Origin of the sequence: Sphingomonas panacis (genome assembly GCF_001717955.1) — a bacterium.
GTDB lineage: Bacteria > Pseudomonadota > Alphaproteobacteria > Sphingomonadales > Sphingomonadaceae > Sphingomonas > Sphingomonas panacis.
Genome location: NZ_CP014168.1, coordinates 280,097 through 298,357, shown reverse-complemented (window position 1 = coordinate 298,357; position 18,261 = coordinate 280,097). Strand labels below are relative to the sequence as shown.

Genomic DNA, 18,261 nt, shown 5'->3' with positions numbered 1-18,261 from the left:
TTGCACATCTGATGAGATGGCTGGAGATATGCGATGATCGCCGGATTCTTCTTGTTCTGGATCAAAGCCGTGTCGGTTCGATCCTGCTATGATCGCAAACATCGCAGCGCATCGAGTCGCACGCAAGTCCAAGATCACGAGCGTCGCCCGACGCTGCCCCGAATGCCGCTGTGCTTGCGAGAGACGGAGCTGGGATCATGAACGAAGGACAGGATAAAGCCCGCTATTACGCGCGACGTGCGGCGCAGGAGCGCGCCGTGGTGGAGCGATCCGATGATCCGCTGGCGCGGCGCGTTCATGCCGAGCTGGCGGAACGCTATGCCGCGCTCGGCCATGATCGGGATGCGCGCGGCTAAAGCGACTCGGTTTCGGCAAGACCGAAACGGGCGAGCGCGGGACGGAGTGTATCATCCGCCGCGCCCGCACCGGTGAAAACGGCCCGGCCGGGCCCGGCGCGTTCGGGCCATTCGTGATCGCGCGTCAGATACGCGATTCGCCGCGCGATTCCGGCTGAGCCATCGACGAAGGTGAGCGGGCGCGGCGCGGCGGCGGCGAGTTGGTCCGCGACCAAAGGAAAATGCGTGCAGGCGTTGACGATCGTGTCGATGCGGTCGCCGCCGGGCTGATCGAGCAGGCCGGCGAGGATCGCGCGGTAGCGTTCGGGCGGCGCTACCGTGCCGCGCAAGGCGTCTTCGGCGAGCGTGACCAGCTCGGCGGAGCCGTGGCGCAGCACGAGGCAATCGCCGGCGAAGCGCGCGGCGAGATCATCGACATAGGGCTGGCGCACGGTGGCATCGGTGCCGAGCACGCCGATCGCGCGGGTGACGCTCGCTTGCGCCGCGGGCTTGATCGCGGGCACGGTGCCGACCACCGGCAGATCGAGCGCGCTACGCACCGCGCCGAGCGCGATCGTCGAGGCGGTGTTGCAGGCGATGACGATGAGGCGCGGGCGATAGCGCTCGGCCAGGCGGCCGAGCAATGCCGGCACGCGCGCGGCGATCTCCGCCTCGGTCTTGGTGCCATAGGGGAAGCCCGCCGAATCGGCGACATAGACGAACGGCGCTTGGCGGAGCAGCGCGCGGGTCGGCGCCAGCACCGACAGTCCGCCGACGCCGGAATCGAAGAACAGGATCGGGCGTGTATCCACCATTGCCCGCGGCATAGCTTTGCGCGCGGATTTGACAATCGTCGAGGTTGATGAAGAGCAATGGCGTGGAAGGCCCGGGTTCGCTAGAAGCGAGGCGTCTGGGGGCGAAACGATCCATCATGCCAACCGAATATCTCTGGGGTGCGCCGGCGGGCGTCTTGCTGCTCGGCTATCTGCTCGGCTCGATTCCGTTCGGGCTGATTCTCACGCGCGCGTTCGGTGCTGGCGATCTTCGCCAGATCGGCTCGGGCAATATCGGCGCGACCAACGTGCTGCGCACCGGGCGCAAGGGGCTGGCGGCGGCGACGCTGATCCTCGATGCGCTGAAGGGCTATGCGGCGGTGGCGATCGCCGAAGCGATTGCGCCGGGGATGGGCGTGCTCGCCGGGGCGGCGGCGTTCGTCGGGCATCTCTATCCGGTGTGGCTGCGCTTTCGCGGCGGCAAGGGCGTGGCGACATTGCTCGGCGTGGCGCTGGCGCTGCACTGGCCGGTCGGGCTGGTCTATGCGGCGGTGTGGCTGGGGCTGCTCGGCGCGTTGCGAATCTCCTCGGTGGCGGGGATGACGGCGGCGGTGAGCGCGCCGGTCGCGGCGGCGTTCTTCGACAAGTTCGACCATGTGCCGCTGCTGATCGCCTGCGCGCTGCTCGTGCTGTGGAAGCACCGCGCCAATATCGAGCGGCTGCTCGACGGCACCGAGCCGAGGGTCGGCAGCAAAGCGCATGGCTGATGCCGCGTCGGTCGCGCGGCTGCGGTTGATCCGTACCGCGTCGATCGGCCCCGTCACCTACCGGCAGTTGATCGCGCGCTTCGGCGATGCGGCGGCGGCGATCGAGGCGCTGCCACAGCTTGCCGCGCGCGGCGGCGGACGGCCGCCGGTGGTTGCCACCGTCTCCGTGGCGGAGCGCGAGATCGCAGCCGCGCGCAAGCTCGGCGCGCGGCATGTGTTCATCGACGACGCCGACTATCCCGAACGGCTCGCGCAGATCGACGATGCGCCGCCGGCGCTGATGGTGCGCGGTGATGTCGCGCTGCTCGCGCGTGACACGGTAGCGATGGTCGGCGCGCGCAACGCTTCCGCCGCCGCCTGCCGGTTCGCGCGGCAGATCGCTGCGGAGCTTGGGCGCGAGGGGGTGACGGTCGTGTCGGGCCTGGCGCGCGGGGTGGATACGGCGGCGCATGTCGGCGCGATCGAGGGCGGCACCGTCGGGGTGATCGCTGGCGGGATCGACGTGGTCTATCCGCCCGAGAACGCCGCGTTGCAGGAGCGGATCGCGTGCGAGGGGTTGCTCGTCGCCGAGCAGCCGCCGGGCACGGAACCGCGCGCGCGGCATTTCCCGTATCGCAACCGCATCATAGCGGGCGCGTCGCTGGGCACATTGGTGGTGGAAGCGGCGCCGCGTTCGGGCTCGCTCATCACCGCGCGGCTGGCGGGGGAAGCGGGGCGTGAGGTGATGGCGGTCCCGGGCAGCCCGCTCGACCCGCGCGCGCAGGGGTGCAACGGGCTGATCCGAGAGGGCGCGATTCTGGTGCAGTCGGCGGCGGATGTGATCGAGGCGATCCGGCCGATCGACGCGCGCAGCGTGCGCTCGCGCGGGGTGCGGTTCGACCCGCCGGTCACGGCGGATGCCAGCGAGAGCGAGCGACGGGTGATTACCGGGCTGCTGGGGCCGGTGCCGGTGGCGGTGGATGAGCTGATCCGGCAGTCGGGCGCGGCGCCGGCGGTGGTGCAGGTGGTGCTGTTGGAACTCGAACTGGCGGCGCGGCTGGAACGCCATGCCGGCGGGCGGGTGAGTTTGATCGGGTAGGGCGGTTCCGGGCGTCCCCGGAACCGCCGTCCGCTGGCCTCGCTATTCGATCATCACGCCGGCCACACGCCAGCGGCCATCCTCGCGCACCAGCGAGACCGTTTCCAGCGCTTCCGCTTTTTTGGCGAAGCGGGTGCGGAACTTGGTCACTTCATAACCGGCAGGCGGGGCGGGGAGGTTTTCCTGACTGACGAAGGTGCGTGAGATCATCTTACCGAACTGTGCGCGCGCCTTTTCAGACTCCGCTGTCCACATCTGTAGGGTATTCTGATTGCGGAAGGACGCTCCGGTTGCGCGATAGCTTTCGTCCCAGCGGGACTCGTCGAGCAGGGCGAGCCAGTGTTGCGCGGTGTTCACCACCTCGGCGTCCGGCGCCTCGGCGGCGGTGGCGGGCGTCGGGGGCGATGCGACCTGGGGCAGTGCGGCAAGCAAGGCGAGGCCGAGAGCGAGCGTCATGAGCAGGACTCCAAGGAGGACCGGGCGGCGATGTGCCTGCCCCGCGCCGTCGATCGGCGCGGTTTCCTGATCGACCCGAGGGCTGGTCGCGTCTGCCCCGATTTGCGCGTCCCCAACCAAATCGGGGGTGGGGGAGGCGACATCGCCGCCTTCGGCCTCCAGCAGAATGCGCGCCGCCTCGCGGCTGCTCGACACCTCCATCTTGCGTCGAGCATCGCGGAGGCGCTCGTTGATCGTATGGACCGACAGCCCGAGGCTGCGCGCGATCGATTTTGCATCGTGACCGCGCACGATGAGGCGAAGCGTCTGCTTCTCCTTTTCGGTGAGCGCGCGAGACCCTGATTTTTCCGGCGTGTTCATGCCTCTCGGCACCTATGGCGGGCCGGCCGCCGCGGCCACCCCGAAAAATTTGTATCTTCGGAAGGGCCGGGTGAGGATCAGTGTTACCAGATATGGACGCGGCTTGCGGGCGGCAGATACAGCTTGTCGCCGGGCTTTACGTTGAACGCGGTGTACCAAGCGTCGACGTTGCGGACGACGCCGTTGGCGCGGAAATAGACCGGGCTGTGCGGATCGGTGAGCAAGGCCTGGCGCTGCGCGTCGGGGCGGGTCTTGCCGCGCCACGCTTGCGCGAAGGCGAGGAAGAAGCGCTGGTCGCCGGTGAGGCCGTCGATCACCTTGGCCTTGCCGTGCTTGGCCTGATAGCGCTGGTACGCCGCATAGGCCGCTTCGATCCCGCCGAGATCGCCGATATTCTCGCCGAGCGTGAGCTTGCCCTGGATGTGAGTGCCGGGGATCGGCTCATAGGCGTCATACTGGCCGGCGAGCGCGGCGGTGCGCGTCTCGAAAGCCTTCTTGGCTGCGGGCGTCCACCAATTCTCGAACTTGCCGGTCGGGCCGAAGCCGGCGCCCTGATCGTCGAAGCCGTGGCCCATTTCGTGGCCGATCACCGCGCCGATCGCGCCGTAATTGACCGCCGCATCGGCATTGGGATCGAAGAACGGGGGTTGCAGGATCGCCGCCGGGAAGGTGATCTGGTTCATCAGCGGGTTGTAATAGGCGTTCACCGTCTGCGGGGTCATTTCCCACAAGGTACGATCGACCGGCTTGGGGAAGCGCGACAGTTCGAGCTGATGCTCGAACTCGCCCGAGCGAATCGCATTGCCAAGCAGATCGCCGCGCACGACCTTGAAGCTCGTGTAGTCGATATATTTGGTCGGGTGGCCGATGCGCGGCTCGAACGCGGCGAGCTTGGCCAGCGCGGCGGTGCGGGTCGGCGTGTCCATCCACGGCGCCTTGGAGATGCGCTCCTGATAGGCGCCGCGCAGATTCTCGATCAGCTCGTTCATCTGCGCTTCGGCGGCGGGCGGGTAGAAGCGCGCGACGTAAAGCTGGCCGACCGCCTCGCCGAGCGCGTCGTTGGTCAGCGCGACACCGCGCCGCCAGCGCTCGCGCTGCGTCGGCACACCCGACAGCGTGTGGTTGTAGAAAGCGAAGCGGGCATCGTCGAACGCCTTGGGCAGATAATTGGCGTGATCGCTGACGAAGTGGAAGGTGAGATACTCCTTCCACGTCGCGACCGGGGTGGCAACGAAGATCTTGCCCATCGCGGCGAGCGCGGTGTTCTGGGTCATCAGCACGGTGGGCGAGCTTTCGACGCCAGCGGTGCGCAGCATCAGCGCCCAGTCGAACTCGGGCGCCTTCTTCGTCAGCCCGGCGATATCCTCGGGATCGTTGAGCGCGGCGATGTCGCGGCTCTGCGCCGGCGACCATTGATCCTTGGCCATCGCGGTTTCGAGCGCGAAGATCGCATCGGCCTTGGCGCTCGCGTCGCCGATACCGGCGAGCGTGAGCATCTGCTCGATATAGGCGCGGTAGGCCTTGCGGAACGCGTCATACTTCTCGCCCGCGAGCAGGTAATTGTCGCGCGGCATGCCGAGGCCGCCCTGGCCGGCGGCGGCGGTGTAGCGCGTCGGATCGGCGAGACCGGGCATCACGCCGATTTCGACCGGGCTGGCATAGCCGACCGTCGCGAACAGCGTTTGCAAGCCTGCGCGGTCCTGCACCGCCGCGATCTTGTCCAGATACGGCTTCAGCGGCGCGGCGCCCTTCGCCTCGATGGCGGCGGTATCCATCCACGTCGCGTAGAAATCGCCGACCTGCTTGCCGGTCGCGCCGTATTTGGCTGGGTTGGCGGCCATGTCGTCGAGGATGGTGCGGACGTTCGCCTCGGACGCATCGCGCAGCAGCACGAACGCGCCGGTCGAGGCCTTGTCGGCGGGGATTTCGGTCTTTTTGTCCCAGCCGCCATTGGCATAGGTCCAGAAATCGTCGCCCGGCTTCACGGCGGGGTCGCGCGCGGTGAGATCGACGCCGAAATCGCCGTAGACGGTTTTGGCGGCGGGCGCCGCGATCGTCGGCACGGCGACCGCGAGAGCGAGCATCGCCGATGTGCGAAGCAGAACGGACAAGCGCATGAAATCCCCCAATAACTGTATTAGTGGAGGATAGCGGTGCGCCGGCCCGGCGGCAATCCCCGGGCCGGCCGCATTTATCGCAGCAGCACGAGTTCCTCGGCCATCGTCGGGTGGAGCGCGATCGTGTCGTCGAACGCCTGTTTGGTGAGGCCGGCCTTCACCGCCACCGCCGCCGCCTGGAGGATCTCGGGCGCGTCGGGGCCGATCATGTGGATGCCGAGGATTCGGTCGGTCGTGCTATCGCACACCATCTTGTAGAGCGCGCGTTCGTTGCGGCCGGCGAGGACGTTCTTCATCGGGCGGAAGTCCGAGGTGTAGACCTTGACCGATCCGAACTTGTTCTTGGCCTGCCCCTCGGTCAGCCCGACGCTGGCGATCGGCGGATGGCTGAACACGGCCGACGGGATGTTGTCGTAGTCGACCGTGCGCGGGGTGCCGCCGTAGATCGTGTCGGCGAACGCCTGACCTTCGCGGATCGCGACGGGGGTGAGCTGGACTCGGTTGGTGACGTCGCCGATCGCGTAGATGCTTTCGCACGCCGTCTGGCTCGCATCGTTGACGGGGATCGCGCCCTTGGCGTCGACCTCGATTCCGACGCTTTCCAGTCCAAGTCCCTTGGTGTTGGGGTCGCGGCCGGTGGCGAACATCACGCAATCGGTCTCGATCGGGTCGTGCCCGGTCATCGACACGAGCAGGCTGCCATCGGCCTGTTTCTCGATGCCGCGGAAATCGGCGTGGAAGCGGAACTCGATCCCCTTCATCATCGAAATCTGGAGCAGCCGGTCGCGGACCTGCTCGTCATAGCCGCGCAGGATCACATCGGTGCGGTTGATGAGCGTCACATGCGCGCCGAGCTGGTGGAACACGCCGGCGAATTCGTTGGCGATATAGCCGGCGCCGGCGATCACCATGCGCTTGGGCACCGCATCGAGGTGAAACGCCTCGTTCGAGGTGATGCCGAGTTCGTGGCCCGGGCAGCTCGGCACCGAGGGAGTCGCGCCGGTCGCGACGAGGATGCGGCGCGCGGTCAGCTCGCGGCCGTCGCCGAGCTTGACGGTGTGCGGGCCGGTGATGACGGCACGGTCGTTGATGATCTCGACCTTGTTGTTGGCCAGCGTCGAGGTGTACGCCTGATTGATCCGGTCGACCTCCTCGAAGACGTTGTTGGTCAACACCTTCCAGTCGAAATCGCAATCGGGCACGTTCCAGCCGAAGCGGCGCGCGTCGGCGAGATCCTCGGCGAAATGCGCGCCGTAGACGAGCAGTTTCTTGGGCACGCAGCCACGGATGACGCAGGTGCCGCCGACGCGATATTCCTCCGCCACCGCCACCTTGGCGCCGTAGGCGGCGGCGACGCGCGAGGCGCGTGTTCCGCCGGAGCCTGCGCCGATGACGAAGAGATCATAATCATAGCTGTCGGTCATGCATTGCTCCTAGACCGCGCGACATCGCTTCGAAAGCGCATTGTCGCGTGCCCGCTTTCCTGTATCGAAGCGCTTAGGTAGGGTGCCGGGGCGCCCTGGGGAAGCGGTCGATAGTGCCGCGGGGTCGTTTCAAGGAGACAGTCGATGCGCCGTATTTCGTGCCTGTTGGGGCTGTTGGCCCTCGCCGCGTGCCAGCAGAGCACGCCGACGACCGACGCCGCCCCCCAGCAGGAAGTCGCCGAGCAGACCGATACGCCCAATCCCACCGAATCGCCGATCGACCCCGATCCCAACAATCCGCTGATCGGCGACTGGAAATTGGATGACGGGCTCGCCTGTATCTACAACCGGCTGACCTTCACCGAGGATATGCGCGTGATGCACCGCACCGGCAGCGCCGCGCAGGACATTCCGACCCCGATCGACACCTACAAGGTGGCGGGCGGCAAGGTTCAGGTCAATGTGGTCGGCGAGGACAATCCCGTTACCTATGTGGTGTTCGATCCGACGCATATCGGTGACGGCACCGAAGCCTGCCGGTTCCACAAGACAAGTGCGGTAGCGGTTCCGCCGGCCAATTGAGGCCTACGTCCGCCCGAGCAGCCGCCGCCACCACGGCGGCGGCCCGCTCCGCGCGGTGAGGATCGTGCCGTTGCGCACCTCGACCGGCCAGCTTTGCAACTGCTGTTTGACGCATGGCCCGGCCACGCAGACGCCGTCCTCTGCGCGGAACAGTGCGCCGTGCCATGTGCAGGCGACCAGCAGGCCGGTCGATACCGTGTGGACCTGATAGCTGTCCGGCTGCGCCGCCAGCGGTACGCCGGCGTGGGGGCACAGATCGACGTAGCCGGTCACGCTGTCGCCGCTGCGCACCACGAAGCCGTCGAACCGGCCGGTCTTCAATCGCAAGCGGAACCCGCGTGCCGTGCCGTCGGCGATGTCGGCGAGCGGGGCCAGCTTGAGCCCCGGCGGCGTGGCGTAGAGGCGGGTCTCGGCTGGCATCGGGCGTCCTTCGCGAAAGCGCGGCCTTATCCTTTATAAACCGATGCGATGCTATCCGCGCGGGCGGTCAAGGGGAGTCGTCGCGTGGTAAGGCAATTTTCGGCATCGGAATCTGGCGGGCAAGGCGCTATGCGACACGCCATGCAACGTCCCGCCCTGTCGATCGTGATCCCCTGCTACAATGAGGCGGCATGCCTCGGTCAGCTCCATGCGCGCGTCTCCGCCGCCGCGCGGGCGGCGGTGGGCGAGGATTTCGAGATCCTGTTCATCAACGACGGATCGAAGGACGATAGCTGGCCGGTGATGCAGCAGCTTTCCGCCGCCGACCCGCATCTCGTCGCGATCAACCTGTCGCGCAACCACGGCCACCAGCTCGCGCTCACCGCCGGGCTGGACCTGTGTGCGGGCGAGCAGATCCTCATCATCGACGCCGATCTGCAAGATCCGCCCGAACTGCTCAGCGACATGCGCGCGATGATGACCGCGCAGAACGCCGACGTCGTCTACGCGGTGCGGCGCAAGCGCGCGGGCGAATCCCTGTTCAAGAAGGTGACGGCGGCTGCGTTCTACCGGCTGCTCGACCGCGTCACCGATACCGCGATCCCGCTCGACACCGGCGACTTCCGGCTGATGAGCCGGCGCGCGCTCGATGCGTTCCTGTCGTTGCCCGAGCAGGCGCGCTTCATCCGGGGCATGGTGGCGTGGGTCGGCTTCCGCCAGGTGCCGTTCGCCTATGACCGGCACGAGCGGTTCGCGGGCGAGACCAATTACCCGCTCGGCAAGATGATCCGCCTCGCGCTCGACGCGGTAACCGGCTTCTCGACCGCGCCGCTGCGGCTCGCCAGCCATGCCGGGCTGGTGCTGACGGGGCTGTCGCTGCTGCTGTTCGTCTATATCGCGATCGGCTTCTTCACCGGCTCGGCAGTGGCGGGCTGGACCTCGACGATGCTGGTGGTGGTGCTGCTCGGCGCGGTGCAGATGTTCGTGCTGGGCATGATCGGCGAGTATCTCGGCCGGCTGTATGTCGAATCGAAGCGGCGGCCGCTGTATCTGGTGGCGGACGTCGCCGGCCCGGTGCAGGGCCGCGCGACTTTGGGGTTCAATGCGGTGCCCGTGGTTGAAGTTTCGGGTGAGGTTGCGGCGGAGTAGCGCGACGCGCCCACGCCCAGAGGAGGCTAGTCTAGGAAGTGCGCAAGGCTTCGCGTGCCTGCGTTGGCAGATGCGCGATGACCGAAAGATACGCGCTTGCGGTCGCATCGGGCTGGCGGCGCCCCTGTTCCCAGCCCTTGAGCGTCGCCAGCGGAATCCGGTAGGCGGTCGCGAACGCCTGCTGCGACAGGCCCAGTCCCTCGCGGATCGCACGCACATCGGGCACGTCGATCGTGTGGACGCGCGCGACCGCGCCCTTGCCCTCGATATGCGCCAGGGCCTCGTCCATCGCCGCGATCAGGTCTTCGCCAAAGCTGCTCATCGTGTGTCTCCTTGTCGCCGGTCTGCGGCGGTCTTGATCGCCGTCGCCAGCGCCGCCACCGCCCTCTTCTCGTCGGGTGTCAGGTCGGTCGCCTGCGCCTTGGCATAGGCGAGCAGCAGATAGAGCGGGCAGTCGGGCCGGTAGTAGAAATAGATCACCCGCGCGCCGCCACGCTTGCCGCTGCCCGAGCGTCCCCAGCGTAGCTTGCGCACGCCGCCGGTGCCGGGGATCAGGTCGCCTCCCTCCGGATTATGCGCGACATGATCGACCAGCTCGGCCAATTCCGCTGCGTTCCAGATCCTCTCCGCAGAGCGCACGAAAGCCTGTGTCTCGGCGACCGTGATCGGACGAGTCGTCATAAATGTGTATATACGTCAATGACGCCCAAACGCAAGCTTAGACATCATCTCGGAAGAAGGGGCTACCCAGTGACCTTCGCCAGCAGCGCCGCCGCCGCCGCGGTTTCGGCTTCCTGCTTCGATCCGCCCTCGGCCTGCACCTCGGCAAAGGTGCCGAGCGAGGCTTTGACGGTGAAGCGCGGGGCGTGGTGGGGGCCGGAGCGGTCGATCACGTCGTAGCTCGGCGCCTTGCGGTTGTGCGCGGCGGCCCATTCCTGGAGCGCGGACTTGGGGTGTTGCGGTGCCGCCGTCGCGCGCGTGGGGCGGTCGCCCCAGGCGGTGCGGATCGCGTTGCGGGCGGCGTCCAGCCCGGCTTCCAGATACAGCGCGCCGATCAGCGCTTCCATCACGTCGCCCAGCACGTTGTCGCTGTCGGTCGCGCCGTCGTCGCGCGCCTGCTTGCCGAGCCGGAGGTGCGCGGGCACGCCGAGCGCACGCGCGACATCGGCGCAGGCGGCCCCCGTCACCAGCGTGTTGAGCCGCCGCGACAGCGCGCCTTCGGGTTCCTTGGGGTAGAGCGCATACAGCCACTCGGCCATGACGAGGCCGAGCACGCGATCGCCGAGAAATTCGAGCCGCTCGTAATTTGCCGCCGCCTGGCTGCCGTGAGTCAGCGCGCGCTCATAGGTAGCGAGATCGACCGGCGTGTGGCCGAGGATCTCGGTGAGCCATGTCGTCAGCGCGCCGCCGCTCAAAAGCCTTCCCCGATGCGGTTCAACCGCGCGGCGGTGAACCATGTCCACGGCAGGAACCAGTTGGCCGAGCCATCGGTCGACCAGAAACCGACCACCGCCTTGCCCTCGATCCGCTCCATCGGGACATAGCCCATGCCGCTGCTCTGGCCGGGCAATGCGTCGGCGGGGGCGGGGAAGCGGCTGTCGGAGCTGTTGTCGCGGTTGTCGCCCATCACGAAGACGTGGCCGGCGGGGACGTTATAGACCGTGGTGTCGTCGCGGTCAGGCATCTCGCCCTTGTCGAGCACGTCGTAGCTCTTGCCGTTCGGCAGCGTCTCGCGGAACTGCATGTAGCGGCACACCGGCTTGCCCTTGGCGTCGACATCCTGGAACTGGCTGTCGCAGGCGTCGGTACCGTAATTGGGGCTGAGCGGCAGCAGGAAATCGCCGACGCGCTGCTTGGGCACGGGCACGCCGTTGAGGATCACCTGGCCGTGGCGGACCTGAATGCTGTCGCCGGGCAGGCCGATCACACGCTTGATGACATCGACATCGTCGCCCGGAGGCCCACGGAACACGACCACGTCGCCGCGCGCCGGATCGCGCCCGAAGATCCGCCCCGGAATCGGCGGGAGGCCCCACGGCAGCGACCAGCGCGAATAGCCGTAGTTCCACTTCGAGATGAACAGATAGTCGCCGATCAGCAACCGCGGCATCATCGACTCGCTCGGGATGCTGAACGGCGCGAAGATGAAGCTGCGGAACACCAGCACGACGATCGCCAGCTTGAGCAGGAAGGTGAGCGTCTCGCGCGTTTCGGACCGGGGCTTCTTCGCCTTGGCCGGGGTCTGCGCCGGAGTGGAGTCGGTTTCGGACATTTTCGGGCCTTTGGGCAGGGCGGGCGGGCGCGTCAAGCTGGCGGTTGTAATGGGACACGACTAGGACGATCTCACCAACCGTTCCTACCATAAATACCGAGGTGCCCATGCCTGCCGACTGGACTGCGATCGAACAGCTCCCCGCGACCAAGCTCACCGATCTCTTCGCCGCGGATGCGGGGCGGCTCGACAGCTTCAGCCTCGATATCGCCGGCCTGCATTTCGACTGGTCGAAGACGCATCTCACCAAGGATGCCGTCGCCGCGTTCGAGGCGCTCGCGAAGGCGCAGGATCTCGCCGGCAAGCGCGAGGCGCTGTTCGCGGGCAAGGTCATCAACACCACCGAAGGCCGTTCGGTCACGCATGTCGCCGAGCGCGGCGAGGGCGCCGAGGAGGATGTCGCCAAGGCGCAGGCGCTCCACGCCCGCATGCGCGCGCTGATCGACGCGATCGATGGTGAGGCGCTTGGCGCGATTGCGCATATCCTCCATGTCGGCATCGGTGGCTCGGCGCTTGGGCCGGATCTGCTCGTCGATGCGCTCGGGCGCGAGTCGGGCCGGTACGACGTCGCGATCGTCTCCAACGTCGATGGCGCGGCGCTGGAAGAGGTGTTCGCCAAGTTCGATCCGACCGCGACCCTGCTCGTCGTCGCCTCGAAGACCTTCACCACCAAGGAGACCATGCTCAACGCCGAAAGCGTGCTGCAATGGATGGCCGAGGGCGGTGTCGAGGACGTGTACGGCCGCGTCGTCGCGCTCACCGCCGATCCCGACAAGGCGATCGAATGGGGCGTGGACGAGACTCGTATCCTGCCGTTCGCCGACTCGGTCGGTGGGCGCTATTCGCTCTGGTCGTCGATCGGCTTTCCGGCAGCGCTCGCGCTCGGCTGGGACGATTTCGCCGATCTGCTCGAAGGGGCTGCCGAAATGGACCGCCATTTCAAGCAGACCGCGCTTGGCCAGAACGCCCCCGCGCTCGCCGCCTTCGCCGATCTCTATTATGCACAGGTCCGCCACTGCGAGACCCGCGCGACTTTCGCCTATGACGAGCGGCTGCGGCTGCTGCCGTCGTACCTCCAGCAGCTCGAGATGGAATCGAACGGCAAGGGCGTGACGATCGACGGTGAACCGCTCACCCGCCCGAGCGCGCCGATCACCTGGGGCGGTGTCGGCACCGATGCGCAGCATGCGGTGTTCCAGTTGCTCCATCAGGGCACGCATCTCGTGCCGGTCGAGTTCGTCGCGGTGATCGAGCCGGGCGACACGCTGAGCGAGGACCACCACCGCCAGTTGTTGCTCAATGCGTTCGCGCAAGGCGCCGCGCTGATGGCGGGCCGCGACAATGCCGACAAGGCGCGTGCCTATTCGGGTAATCGGCCGTCTTCGACGATCCTGCTCGATACGCTCGACGCACGCACGCTCGGCGCGCTGATCGCGTTCTACGAGCATCGCACCTTCGTCAGCGGCGTGTTGCTCGGCATCAACTCGTTCGACCAGTTCGGCGTCGAGCTGGGCAAGGAAATGGCCAAGGCGGCGGATGCCGGCGGGCAAGAGTTCGACGTTTCGACGGCCGATCTCATCAAGCGCGCGTTCGGGTGATCGCGGGAGGGCGGGTCGGTGCCCGCCCTCCTTTGTTACGCTTCAAAGCGCGACGGAATCACCTCTACCTGTTCGTGCTGCGTGGTGATCGAGTAGGCGCTTGCGCCGTATCGAGATGGGCAGGTGGCGCTCGGGGCCTGTCCTTCGATACACCACCTCGATACGCTCTTCGGGGTACTTGGCAGTTACTCAGGACGAACGGAGCTCTTAAATGCGCTAAACCCGCTCGACGCCATTCACAGCATCGGCGGCGCGGAGCGCGGCGATCAGGCGCATCAGATGCTGGGTGTCGTGGACTTCGACATCGAAGGTGTTGGTGTGCAAACCCGTGTCGCGGTTGTCGAGCCGCATGTTGACGATATTGGCCTTTTGCGCGCCGATGATCGTCGCGATCGTGCCGAGCGCGCCGGGTTCGTTCTTGACCCCAACCGCGATCCGCGCGGTGCCGCCGTCGGTCTTGTCGCCCCAGGCGAGATCGACCCAATCGGCATCGTCAGCGCGCGCCAGCACCGGGCAATCGATGACATGGACCTCGATGCCCTGATCGGGCCGGCGCAGGCCCACGATGCGGTCGCCGGGGATCGGGTGGCAGCATTCGGCGAGATCATACGCCACGCCCGGGGTGAGCCCGCGGATCGAGATCGCCTTGGTCTGCGGCGGCACCTCGCGCTGGCCGCTCGCCTCGACCGAGCCGGGCATCAGCGCTTCCATCACGTCGGCATCGGGGATGCGGCGGCGCGCGATCGCCTCCATCAGCGCCGCTTCGTCGGGAAGCTTGAGGCGGGTCAGCGCCAGCGTGATCGCGTCGCTGCCGATCGGCGCGGGCAGGCGTGAGACGACCTCGTCGTAGAGCTTGCGCCCGAGCGCCTGAGTTTCGTCGCGTTCGCTCTGGCGCAGATAGCGGCGGATCGCCGCGCGCGCCTTGCCGGTGATCGCGAAGTTCATCCAATTGGGCTGAGGATGCTGCGCCTTGGAACGCAGGATCTGCACCTGATCGCCATTCTCGATCAGCGTGCGCAGCGGGACGACGCGGCCGTTGATCTTGGCGCCGACCGCCTGATCGCCGAGATCGGTGTGGACCGCATACGCGAAATCGATCGGCGTCGCGCCCTTGGGCAATTGGTGAAGCTCGCCTTTGGGGGTGAAGGCGAAGATGCGATCCTGATACATCGCCATGCGGGTGTGTTCGAGCAGCTCCTCGGGGCTGTCGGCATTGTCGAGGATCTCGATCAGGTCGCGAATCCAGCTCACCTGAGTTTCGGGGCGGACCTTGTCCTGCTTGTACGCCCAATGCGCGGCGAGGCCGAGTTCGGCCTCCTTGTGCATGTCGGGGGTGCGGATTTGGATTTCGATGCGGCGGTTCTCGGCGTGGATCACCGAGGTGTGGAGCGAACGGTAGCCGTTGCGCTTGGGGGTCGAGATGTAATCCTTGAACCGCCCCGGCACCATCGGCCAGCGCCGGTGGATCGCGCCGAGCGCCGCGTAACATTCCTCCTCGCTTGGCACGATCGCGCGGAACGCCATGATGTCGGAGAGCTGCTCGAAGCTGATGTCGCGTTCGTTGGTCTTCTTCCAGATCGAATACGGGTGCTTCTCGCGGCCGGTGATGTCGGCCTCGATGCCGTGACGCGAGAGCAGCAGCTTCAGGCCCGAGCCGATCTTGGCGATGCGGTCCCCGCCGCCTTCCTGCAATTGCGCGAGCCGGCGCGTGATCGATTCATACGCTTCGGGTTCGAGCTGCTGGAAGGCGAGCGTCTGCATCTCCTTCATGAACTCGTACATGCCGATCCGCTCGGCGAGCGGCGCATAAATGTCCATCGTCTCGCGCGCGATGCGGCGGCGCTTCTCGGGCTTGGCGATGAAGTGCAGCGTCCGCATATTGTGCAGCCGGTCGGCGAGCTTGACCAGCAGCACGCGGATATCGTCCGACATCGCGAGCAGGAATTTGCGCAGATTCTCCGCTGCGCGCTCGTTCTCGGTCTGCGCCTCGATCTTGGAGAGTTTGGTGACGCCATCGACCAGCCGCGCCACGGCGGGTCCGAAGATCTTCTCGATCTGCTCGGGCGTGGCGACGGTATCCTCGACGGTGTCGTGCAGGATCGCGGTGGCGATCGTCTCGTCGTCGAGATGCAGGTCGGTGAGGATGCCCGCCACCTCGATCGGGTGGCTGAAATACGGATCGCCCGAGGCGCGCTTCTGCGTGCCGTGCGCCTGCACCGAGAAAACATAGGCGCGGTTGAGCAACGCCTCGTCGGCGTTCGGATCGTAGCTCAGGACGCGATCGACCAGTTCATATTGTCGTAGCACGGCGGTAAGATGGGGGCGTGACGGGCGGATTGGCAACACAATCTTGATCGGCGCGATAGGCTTTTCCGGCATGGTGTGATTGTTGCAACGTTTCGGGACACTGGAGACGACGGCGATGGCACGCGATACCTGGCTGATTACCGGCGCCTCGGCGGGGCTCGGCGCGCTGTTTGCCGAGCGTGCGGCGGCGGAAGGGCATGACGTGATCCTGGTCGCGCGGCGGGCCGACCGGCTCGAAGCGCTGGCCGCTAAGATCCGCGCTACGGGGGTGTCGGCCAACGTGATCGCGTGCGATCTCGCCGCGAGCGGCGCGGTCGCCGGGCTGATGCGCGAGATTGCCGCGCGCGGGCTGGCGGTGAACACGCTCGTCAACAATGCCGGCTTCGGGGTTCGCGGCGCATTCGTGCAGGGCGACGGCGCGGTGCAGGCGGAAATGATCGATCTCAATTGCCGCGCGCTGGTCGAACTCGCTCATGCGGTGTTGCCCGGCATGGTGAAGATGCGGCGTGGCGGCATCCTCAATGTCGCCTCCACCGCCGCGTTCCAGCCGGGGCCGGGGATGGCGGTCTATTATGCGACCAAGGCGTTCGTGCTGAGCTTCTCCGAAGCGCTGCACGAGGAGGTGCGCGCCAGCGGGGTGCGCGTGACGGCGCTGTGCCCCGGGCCGACGCGGACCGAGTTCGCGGATATCGCGGGCATGGGCGCAAGTGCGTTCTTCGAGAAGAACGCCGCCGATGCCGAGACGGTGGTGCGCGATGGCATGCGCGCGCTGGCGCGGGGGCGGGCGATCAAGGTGTCAGGCGCGATGAACGCGGCGATGGCGGGATCGGTCGGGTTGCTGCCGCGCGGGCTGACGCGGCGCGTCTCGGCGCGGGTGCAGAAGATGCTGGCGGGGTAGGATATTCCACGAACGGAGGGGCGTGCGGCACAAGAAAAAGGCGGGCGCCGCGATCGGCACCCGCCCGTCTTTCGGGGTCAGGCCCGGCGCGATGTCGCGCCGGGATAGCCCTTAGTACGTGCCCGAGAAGCTGCGGTTGAGCGACCGGTCCTGAGTCGAGGCGGTGCGGTTCGCGTCGCGATCATTGCCGCTTTCGTTGAAGAACGCGGTATTGCGGTCCTCGTCGCGCCAGTGCGCCTTGGCTTCCTCGGCGGTCTTGCGGACGGTGACCTGCTTGCCATCGACCGAGTCGATCCAGCGCGACGGGATCGAGTGATGATGGCCGCCGGCGTTCGCATCGCTCTTGGTGAGGATGATGCGGTCGCCACGCACCTTGTCGACCGTGCCGATATGCTGGCCGTCCGACCCGATCACCTCGAAATGCTCCTCGACCTTGGAGAGCGCGCCACGCTGGGTCTGGCGCTCGGTGCGCCAGGCGCCGAACTCGTTCTCGAACTTCGAGCGGTTTTCGGTGCGATATTCGTGGTAGTCGCGGTCGAGCGCGTCGATCTGGCCGCGGCGCCACTGGTGGTAATCCTGATCGCGGCCATAGGACGCGCCCTGATGCGAATGATCGTTGCGATCGTCGTAGCGCGAATCGAGCTCGCGGCGGCGTTCGGCCTCCTCGTCGCCGAACCACGAGCGGACCTCGTCGCCGGCGCGGTCGAAGAAGCCGCGATCGTCGTAATCATACCCTTGCGGCTGGCGCCCATAGTCGCGTCCGCCGGTCTCGGCGTGGCGCCCGCCCGCTTCGGTGTAGCGGCGGCCGTGGCTGCCATAGCTGCCGCGATATTCGCCGCCGCCGCCATTGCCGCGGTCGCGCGGATAGCCGCGCCCGCCGAAGTCCCGGCCACCGAACTCGCGGCCTTGCTCGCGGTTGCCGTAGCCATAGTCGCGGTTGCGATCATAGTCGCCGCGATATCCGCCGCGATCACGGTCGAACGCGCCGGCGGCCTGATAGTCGCGCGCGCTGGAATAGGTGTAGTCGCGGCCAGAGCCATAATCGCGGCCCTGGATGTCCGGGTCGGGGCTGTGGTTGTAGTCGTCGCTTCTGTTCTGGGGATAACGGTCGTAACCCATGATGGCGTCCTCCTGAGACGGTCCTGCTGCGACCGGCGGCGGCCTTGGCGCCTGCCTGTCGGTTGCCTGCAAAGAAGGGATGAGCGCGGCGATTGTTCCAACGCAAGCGCAGGTCCGGGCCACGCGCCGACGCAGCACAGGCGCGGCTCACCGCAGCGTTCGGGCAGCGATCCGACGGCGAAAATTTGATCTGGCGGGCGTTGCATCACCGGAAAAGGGCGGCTACAGGCGTGTTCCCGCATCCACGGTGTGGCACGGGGCTGTAGCTCAGATGGGAGAGCGCTGCAATCGCACTGCAGAGGCCAGCGGTTCGATTCCGCTCAGCTCCACCAGCCGCCACGCGGCTGATGACATGGCCGCACGCTGCGGCCGATTTCGGATTTATGGATCAACCGTAGCGTCGTTCATGACTGCGGTTTCTGGACGCATGGCAGCGCGACGTGCGGCGAGTGCGGCATTGTTGGCGAGTGCCTGTTCGTTGCAATGCGCTTCCCACGCGCGTCGCGCGGCCGCGTCGCGACGGCGCAGGTATACGGCATATGCCACGAACGCGATCACGAAGGCCGCGCCGATCGAAATCAGAATTAAAGCCAACCCCAAGCCCTT

General features: G+C 66.9%; 19 protein-coding genes and 1 tRNA gene. 8 read left to right on the top strand and 12 right to left on the bottom strand.

Translation table 11 applies throughout. The features are described from left to right. The first annotated feature begins 197 nt into the window (after positions 1-197). Entirely contained in the window at positions 198-356 is a 159-nt protein-coding gene (locus J0A91_RS01300) for a hypothetical protein (protein ID WP_169833063.1), read from the top strand. On the opposite strand, the gene murI is transcribed toward J0A91_RS01300, so the two are convergent. Further along, positions 353-1,150, bottom strand: a complete 798-nt coding sequence (gene murI / locus J0A91_RS01295) for a glutamate racemase (RefSeq protein WP_069203400.1) — start codon at positions 1,148-1,150, stop codon at positions 353-355. The two genes, J0A91_RS01300 and murI, sit on opposite strands and share 4 nt — an antisense overlap. A 116-nt stretch (positions 1,151-1,266) precedes the next feature. Between murI and plsY the strand changes: the two genes are divergently transcribed. Together plsY and dprA are read left to right on the top strand one after the other, a co-directional pair. Further along, a complete protein-coding gene (gene plsY, locus J0A91_RS01290; protein ID WP_069203399.1) occupies positions 1,267-1,875 on the top strand; it encodes a glycerol-3-phosphate 1-O-acyltransferase PlsY in 609 nt (202 codons plus the stop codon). After that, a complete protein-coding gene (gene dprA / locus J0A91_RS01285; protein ID WP_069203398.1) occupies positions 1,868-2,953 on the top strand; it encodes a DNA-processing protein DprA in 1,086 nt (361 codons plus the stop codon). Before plsY ends, dprA begins: the two co-directional genes overlap by 8 nt. Before the next feature lie 42 nt (positions 2,954-2,995). Here dprA and J0A91_RS01280 read toward each other — a convergent pair whose 3' ends face one another. The 3 genes from J0A91_RS01280 to gor all read right to left on the bottom strand — a co-directional run bounded on the left by J0A91_RS01280 (position 2,996) and on the right by gor (position 7,310). Then, a complete protein-coding gene (locus J0A91_RS01280) occupies positions 2,996-3,769 on the bottom strand; it encodes a helix-turn-helix domain-containing protein (RefSeq protein ID WP_069203397.1) in 774 nt (257 codons plus the stop codon). Between the two features lie 83 nt (positions 3,770-3,852). Continuing rightward, positions 3,853-5,886: a M13 family metallopeptidase gene (locus J0A91_RS01275; RefSeq protein WP_069203396.1), complete on the bottom strand. Its 2,034-nt coding sequence runs from the start codon at positions 5,884-5,886 to the stop codon at positions 3,853-3,855. 74 nt (positions 5,887-5,960) lie between these two features. Next, on the bottom strand, positions 5,961-7,310 hold the full coding sequence (gor, locus tag J0A91_RS01270; RefSeq protein ID WP_069203395.1) for a glutathione-disulfide reductase: 1,350 nt from the start codon (positions 7,308-7,310) through the stop codon (positions 5,961-5,963). 144 nt (positions 7,311-7,454) lie between these two features. Between gor and J0A91_RS01265 the strand changes: the two genes are divergently transcribed. Then, positions 7,455-7,892: a hypothetical protein gene (locus J0A91_RS01265; RefSeq protein ID WP_150126788.1), complete on the top strand. Its 438-nt coding sequence runs from the start codon at positions 7,455-7,457 to the stop codon at positions 7,890-7,892. A 3-nt stretch (positions 7,893-7,895) separates the two neighbouring features. Here the strand turns inward: J0A91_RS01265 and J0A91_RS01260 are convergent, their stop codons facing one another. Further along, positions 7,896-8,312 carry a Rieske (2Fe-2S) protein gene (locus tag J0A91_RS01260; RefSeq protein ID WP_069203393.1) on the bottom strand — a complete coding sequence of 139 codons (417 nt, stop codon included), beginning with the start codon at positions 8,310-8,312 and terminating at the stop codon, positions 7,896-7,898. Positions 8,313-8,453: 141 nt separating this feature from the next. Between J0A91_RS01260 and J0A91_RS01255 the strand changes: the two genes are divergently transcribed. Next, complete coding sequence (locus tag J0A91_RS01255) at positions 8,454-9,461, top strand: glycosyltransferase family 2 protein (protein ID WP_069203392.1); 1,008 nt, start codon at positions 8,454-8,456, stop codon at positions 9,459-9,461. A 31-nt stretch (positions 9,462-9,492) separates the two neighbouring features. Here J0A91_RS01255 and J0A91_RS01250 read toward each other — a convergent pair whose 3' ends face one another. The 4 genes from J0A91_RS01250 to lepB all read right to left on the bottom strand — a co-directional run bounded on the left by J0A91_RS01250 (position 9,493) and on the right by lepB (position 11,733). Beyond that, on the bottom strand, positions 9,493-9,783 hold the full coding sequence (locus J0A91_RS01250; RefSeq protein WP_069203391.1) for a helix-turn-helix domain-containing protein: 291 nt from the start codon (positions 9,781-9,783) through the stop codon (positions 9,493-9,495). Next, positions 9,780-10,142 (bottom strand): type II toxin-antitoxin system RelE/ParE family toxin, encoded by a 363-nt coding sequence (locus tag J0A91_RS01245; RefSeq protein ID WP_069203390.1) that lies wholly within the window; start codon positions 10,140-10,142, stop codon positions 9,780-9,782. The genes J0A91_RS01250 and J0A91_RS01245 overlap by 4 nt, the downstream gene beginning before the upstream one ends. Before the next feature lie 62 nt (positions 10,143-10,204). Continuing rightward, a complete protein-coding gene (rnc, locus tag J0A91_RS01240; RefSeq protein ID WP_069206916.1) occupies positions 10,205-10,918 on the bottom strand; it encodes a ribonuclease III in 714 nt (237 codons plus the stop codon). Next, positions 10,873-11,733 (bottom strand): signal peptidase I, encoded by an 861-nt coding sequence (lepB, locus tag J0A91_RS01235; protein ID WP_069206917.1) that lies wholly within the window; start codon positions 11,731-11,733, stop codon positions 10,873-10,875. The genes rnc and lepB overlap by 46 nt, the downstream gene beginning before the upstream one ends. A 107-nt stretch (positions 11,734-11,840) precedes the next feature. Between lepB and pgi the strand changes: the two genes are divergently transcribed. Then, positions 11,841-13,331: a glucose-6-phosphate isomerase gene (gene pgi, locus J0A91_RS01230; protein ID WP_069203389.1), complete on the top strand. Its 1,491-nt coding sequence runs from the start codon at positions 11,841-11,843 to the stop codon at positions 13,329-13,331. Between the two features lie 216 nt (positions 13,332-13,547). Here the strand turns inward: pgi and J0A91_RS01225 are convergent, their stop codons facing one another. Beyond that, a complete protein-coding gene (locus tag J0A91_RS01225) occupies positions 13,548-15,638 on the bottom strand; it encodes a RelA/SpoT family protein (protein WP_069206915.1) in 2,091 nt (696 codons plus the stop codon). 115 nt (positions 15,639-15,753) lie between these two features. Here J0A91_RS01225 and J0A91_RS01220 point away from each other — a divergent pair, with 115 nt between their 5' ends. Beyond that, positions 15,754-16,536, top strand: coding sequence for an SDR family NAD(P)-dependent oxidoreductase (locus tag J0A91_RS01220; protein ID WP_069203388.1), 783 nt, complete (start codon positions 15,754-15,756; stop codon positions 16,534-16,536). A gap of 111 nt (positions 16,537-16,647) precedes the next feature. Here the strand turns inward: J0A91_RS01220 and J0A91_RS01215 are convergent, their stop codons facing one another. Then, entirely contained in the window at positions 16,648-17,655 is a 1,008-nt protein-coding gene (locus tag J0A91_RS01215; protein WP_069203387.1) for a DUF2171 domain-containing protein, read from the bottom strand. A gap of 256 nt (positions 17,656-17,911) precedes the next feature. On the opposite strand from J0A91_RS01215, the gene J0A91_RS01210 reads away from it, so the two are divergent. Continuing rightward, positions 17,912-17,987, top strand: a tRNA-Ala gene (locus tag J0A91_RS01210). A gap of 49 nt (positions 17,988-18,036) precedes the next feature. Here the strand turns inward: J0A91_RS01210 and J0A91_RS01205 are convergent. Then, positions 18,037-18,249, bottom strand: a complete 213-nt coding sequence (locus J0A91_RS01205; protein WP_069203386.1) for a hypothetical protein — start codon at positions 18,247-18,249, stop codon at positions 18,037-18,039. Between the last annotated feature and the right edge of the window lie 12 nt (positions 18,250-18,261).